The organism is Rathayibacter sp. AY1F3 (assembly GCF_002931975.1).
GTDB lineage: Bacteria > Actinomycetota > Actinomycetes > Actinomycetales > Microbacteriaceae > Rathayibacter.
Genome location: NZ_PSVF01000057.1, coordinates 1 through 5,409 on the forward strand (window position 1 = coordinate 1; position 5,409 = coordinate 5,409).

The window sequence follows — 5,409 nt, forward strand, 5'->3', positions numbered from 1 at the left end:
GTTCGAGGGGGCTGCTCAAGGGGGTGGTGCTGGTCCTCCCGACGCTATAGACGGGCCTTGCGACTGATGGCTGGATGAGACGGATTCAGGTTGTAGTACCCCATTCGGGCGTGGTGGTCGGGCTTGTATCAGCGATTCCGCTGAAGGACTGGCGAACCGCCGCGCATGCGTGTACACGGAACGGTCACACGCGCTGTCGACGACGGATCGGAGGGCGGATGTCGGATCGGGAGGAGACGCCGGGAATGTCCGTCCGCGGAATGGACGAGGGGGAGTGCTGCTCGGTCGAGGAACGGCGACCCTATCCGGCGACTCTGGACACGGCCCCGGGCCGGGCCGCTGGGCGAGAGAATTGACCGGGCGTTCACCGGGCCGACCCCGCGCCGAAACACTGCGATGATGGGCTGTCCACTGGTGATCGCCGTCGCACCCGCGTCGCGGATCACCCGCCGCGGGCGAGCGGCGGTCCCGACGAGAGGGAGGACGCGATGGACACGGCCACGACCGCGACCGGCGACCGCCCGTCCACCCCGCCGTCCCGGGAGCGCCCGAGACGCCACCGGAGCCGCGCTCGCACCGTGATCGGACGGCTCCTGCTCGTCCCCCTCGTGGTGCTCGCCCTCTTCGGCGCCGGGATCCCGCTCTACGTCACGCCCCCGATCGACCCGATCCCCGAGCAGGCGGACGCGGTCTTCGTGCTCGGCCCGTCCACGAGGGCGCGCGTCGAGTTCGCCCGCCGGATCATCACCTCCGGAGCGACGGACACGATGGTGCTCTCGGTCGGCCCCGGCGAGATGAACGCTCCCTATGAGGCCAAGAAGTACAAGAAGTGCAACGAGCCCGGCGGCGACGTCCTCTGCTACTCCGCCGACCCGCTCACGACCCAGGGAGAGGCCCGGCAGCTGCGCGACATGGCCGAGCAGTACGGCTGGGACCACGTCATCGTGATCACCAACGCCTCCCACCTCGTGCGCGCCGAGATGATCATCGAGCGCTGCTACTCCGGCGAGCTCTCGATGGTGCCCTCGGGAGAGCCGATGGGCCTGGACTACCTGGTGAACCAGTACGTCTACCAGACCGGCGCCTTCCTCAAGGCCTTCCTGGTCACCAACGGCTGTTGACGCGAGCACTCCTCCTCGAGCCGCCGAGCCCGCCTGCGCTAGTCTGCCCGGGGCGCCATCGGCCCCGAGCCCGCTCCTGCGGAGCCCGGCCGGCCCGGCCCACGACGGCAGCGCGGCAGGAGGATCGACCGGGGAGACCCGCGACGCTCCCCGCTCCGCACCGGTCACCCCCACGCGAACCCCTCCGAAAGGCCCGCCCGTGACACCTGCCCGATCGATCTTCGCCGTCGGCCGCGGCCAGTACGAGAACATCGGCGACATCATCCTGCGCCGCCAGCTCCTCGACTGGCTCCGCGAGTCGGGTCCGCTCCACGTCTACGTGGGCCACTCGCCGTGGGGCTACGACGACGGCCTGCGCCTGGGCCCGGACGACACGGTGTACCGCTCGCTCCTGCGCTGGTACGCGGCGCTCGCCCGCGAGGCCCTCGCCGGCCGGGCGAACTCGGTGTTCAAGCCGGGAGAGATCCAGCTGACCCTGATCGGGATGAAGGAGCACCTCGTGATGCTCCCGGGCATCGCCCTGGTGCGCCTCGGCGGCGGCCGCGTGATCCGCGCCGGCGTGGGCACCCGCAACTTCGCCCCGCTGCCCCGCGCGATCATGTGGCCCTCGATGGCGCTCTCGAGCTACACCCGCTGGCGCGACGACAAGACGGCCGGCTACATGCGCGTCGGCGCCGCCATGCCCGACCTCGGCTACGGCGAGGGCTCGAGCGACGCGGAGCTGACCGCGTTCGCCGCGCAGCCCGACGAGGAGCGGCGCGTTCTGGTCCTCTCCCTCCGCGAGGACCACGAGGTGGACGCCCGCCCCTACCCCGAGCAGGAGTGGCTGGCCGCGATCAAGGGCTTCGCCGAGCGCGAGGACCTCGACATCGTCGTCGTCACGCAGGTCGCCGTCGACGCCGAGCGCTCCCGCCGTCTCGCCGCCGACCTCGACGCGGACATCCTCGACTGGGATCCGGCGCACACCCACGACGAGCACGAGATCCTGCTGCGCGAGCTCTACCGCACGGCCCGCGTCGCGATGAGCGACCGGCTGCACGTGATCATCATGGCGTTCACCGAGGGCGCGGCCCCGGTGAGCCTGCAGATGGACGGATCGACGAAGGCCTCGCGCCACTTCGAGACCATCGGGATCCACGACGTCACGGTCGATATGTCCCGGACGACCCCGGCCGCCGGCGTCGAGACCTTCTCCGCCGTGGTCGCCCGCCGGAGCGAGCTGCTCGAGAAGCTGCTCGTCGCCCGCGGACGCCTCCGCGGCGTCCGCGACGACATCCAGGCGCTGCTCGCCGTGCCGCCCCGCAGCCGCCCGGCCGCCGCGGCAGCCCCTGCCGGCCCGAAGACGCGGGTGTACCACGTCGGCCGCAGCGGAGAGGTCCCCGGAGGCATGACGCAGGTCGTCAACGGGTACCTGCGCTGGCCGTTCGAGCGCTCGGACGTCCGGGTGATCTCCTCCCGCACCGCTCCGGGCGAGCACGTCGCCGCGGCCCGCCTGGCCGCCGGCGCCGCCGCCCGCATCGTCGCGATCGCGCGCCGCGAGCCCGGCGCCGTGATCGTCGTCCACCTCTCGGAGCGCGGCTCGTTCCTCCGCGAGGGGTCCCTCCTCCGCCTCGCGCACCGCCTGGGCCTGCGCACGGTCGCCCACCTGCACGGCAGCGAGTTCGCCGCCTTCACCGCCGCGCACCCGCGCCTGGTGAAGGACGTGCTGCGCAGCGCGGACGAGATCATCTCGCTCTCGGAGGAGACCTCGGCGATCTGCCGCCGCTACGTCCCCGCCGAGCGTGTGCACCTCGTGCCGAACGCGCTCGAGCAGGGCACCCCGCGCGAGAAGACACGCACCGTCGTCTTCGGCGGCGTCGTCAGCCACCGCAAGGGCGTCGACGTGCTGCAGAAGGCGTGGGCGCAGGTCGAGGGCAAGGAGGGCTGGCGCCTGCTGGTCGCCGGTCCGATCCGCGAGCCGGAGGTCGTCGACCGCGGCGTCCCGGGGATCGAGTTCCTCGGCTCGCTCGAGAACGCCCGCCTGCTCGCCCTGCTCGACGAGGCGTCCATCGCCGTCCTGCCCTCGCGCGACGAGGCGATGCCGATCTTCATCCTCGAAGCCCTCGCCCGCGACGCCGCCGTCGTCTCGACCGCGGTCGGCGGCATCCCCGAGGTCCTCGGCGACGGCTGCGGCCGCGTGGTCGCGCCCGGAGACGTGGAGGGCCTCGCCGCCGCGCTGACCGAGCTCATCACCGACGAGGACGCCCGTGCCGAGGTCGTCGAGAAGGCCGGGGCGCGCTTCCGCGAGCGCTTCTCCGCCGACGCCGTGTTCCCGCGGGTGGAGGAGGTCTGGCTCGGCTGAGCCGCCTGCGACTTCGCCCCGGATCGCGCCCCGGGCCCCGCTCCGGGCCTGGGCGGAGCCGCGGGAGCGTAAAATCGGTGGAGTCCGCGTCGCCGTGCCGTCGCGCGCCCAGCCGTCCGCTCCCGGACGCCTTCTCCCTCCATCCCAGAGAGGCTCGACCGTGGCCATCGCCGCCGACTCCGACCGCCGCCTGTGGACCCTGCCCCTCGCGCGCGCCGTGATCGCGGCGGTCGCCGGCTGCGTCGTCACCTTCTCACCCGACCACGGGCCCTCCTTCGGCCTCGCCGTCTTCGGCGGCTTCGCGATCGCGACCGGCGCCGTCTCGCTCGCCCTCGGGCTCCGCAGCTGGAGCGGCCGGGCCCGCCCGCTCGCCCTCGGCTCCGCGGTGCTCACCCTGGTCGCCGGAGTCGCGGCGCTCGTCGCGCTCCCGGTCGCCAACCTGCTCTCCTTCGTCGCCCTCGTCGCCGGCTGGGCGCTGCTCTCCGGCTTCCTCGAGTTCTCGAGCGGCCGCCGCGGTCAGGGCCTCGCCGCCCGCGACTCCGTGATCGTCGGCGTCGGCACGATGCTGCTCGGCGCCGCCTTCGGACTCCTCCCGCCCCACCCCGTCGTCACCGTCGGCCTCCTCGGCGCCTACGCCGTGATGGTCGCCGTGTTCCTCGCCATCGCGGCGTTCTCGCTCAAATGGGCCGCCGGCGCCGACGCAGCCACCGGACACGATCCCGTCGCCCCCACGACACCGACCTCCGGAGGAGACCGATGACCGCCGAAGGCCAGCAGCCCGACCCCGCCTCTCCCGCCGACCGCGCCTCGGCGGCCGACTCCGCCCCGGCGCGCGACCCCGGCGAGTTCACGCCCCGCACGTTCCAGCCGACCCGCAAGGACCGCTTGCGCCCGCTCGAGCTCATCGGCTTCTCCGCGGTGATGGCGGCCTTCGTCGGCCTGGTCGTCATGCTCTCGACCCGCGAGCCTGTCGTCGCGCTCATCTCGTTCGGCGTCGCCTTCATCGTCGTGCTCGTCGCGATCGCCATGTTCTCGCTGACCTTCAAGCCGGACGAGGCCGAGATCGCGGACATCGACGAGCAGGACTCCGCTCACTAGGCGAGGGACGGCTCCGCCGCTCCCAGTCGGCCGGGAGCACGCCGCGCGGGCGGATAGTCTTTCCCGCCGCGCATGCTGATCGAGCAGCCCGCAGGGCGTCTCGAGATCCCGCCTGCGCACGCGGGCGCCGCTTCCGCGTCGGTGGTCGCGCGTAGCGTGCGGAGGGTGGCGGAGGCGATCGGGCGGTGGTGGCAGCGGCGGCGGTTCTCGCGCGGCGCCGACGTCCCCTACGCGGTCGGCACCTACCGGGAGGCGTGGGCGTCCTACCCCGTCCTGGTGCGGCAGTACCGGCCCGAGTACAACGAGGGCATCGTGCTCAGCCAGATCCCGCCCGCGGCCGACGTCTACCTGTGCTGGCTCTGCGACGCCGGGCATGTCTTCGTCGCCACCCCCGAGGAGCAGCGCCACCGTCCCGGCCGGGAGCGGCGCCGCTCCTCCTGGTGCCCCGACTGCGCCGAGCTCGCCTCGCCGCGCCTGCCCCGGGCCGCGCCGATGATCGGCGGTCGGCTCGCCGAGGTGCTCGCGCCGACGTCCGCCCCCGACGACGGCTCCTTCGTCCTCCTGGCGCCGCCCGCCGTGATCGCGCGGGGGCTCCCGACGTCCGCGTCGCCCACCGGCCGCGGGTCCGTGTCGCCCACCGGCCCGAGCGGATCCGCGCCCGCCGCGTCGTCGACTCCTCGGCCCGCTCGATCGAGTCCTCCAGCTGCCGCCGCTCCGGCCGCGCTCCCCTCCGCCCCTCCCTCCGCCCCTTCCGCCGGGTGGGAGGTGGTGCGCATCCGCACGGGGAAGCTGCTGCCGCTCGGCCCCCACGACCTGGTCGCCACGGGAGTCACGGCCGCGCTGGCGGAC

General features: G+C 73.6%; 5 protein-coding genes. All 5 read left to right on the forward strand.

The window, feature by feature from the left end; all coding sequences use genetic code 11:
* The first annotated feature begins 488 nt into the window (after positions 1 to 488).
* Positions 489 to 1,121, forward strand: coding sequence for a YdcF family protein (locus C5C39_RS16920; protein ID WP_104233546.1), 633 nt, complete (start codon positions 489 to 491; stop codon positions 1,119 to 1,121).
* A gap of 199 nt (positions 1,122 to 1,320) precedes the next feature.
* Entirely contained in the window at positions 1,321 to 3,462 is a 2,142-nt protein-coding gene (locus tag C5C39_RS16925; protein ID WP_104226626.1) for a glycosyltransferase family 4 protein, read from the forward strand.
* A 160-nt stretch (positions 3,463 to 3,622) separates the two neighbouring features.
* A complete protein-coding gene (locus C5C39_RS16930) occupies positions 3,623 to 4,222 on the forward strand; it encodes a DUF308 domain-containing protein (RefSeq protein ID WP_104353928.1) in 600 nt (199 codons plus the stop codon).
* Entirely contained in the window at positions 4,219 to 4,560 is a 342-nt protein-coding gene (locus tag C5C39_RS17920) for a hypothetical protein (protein WP_258059918.1), read from the forward strand. The genes C5C39_RS16930 and C5C39_RS17920 overlap by 4 nt, the downstream gene beginning before the upstream one ends.
* A gap of 165 nt (positions 4,561 to 4,725) precedes the next feature.
* Positions 4,726 to 5,409, forward strand: a 684-nt coding sequence (locus tag C5C39_RS16940) for a hypothetical protein (protein ID WP_104353929.1), incomplete at its 3' end; no start/stop codon positions are given.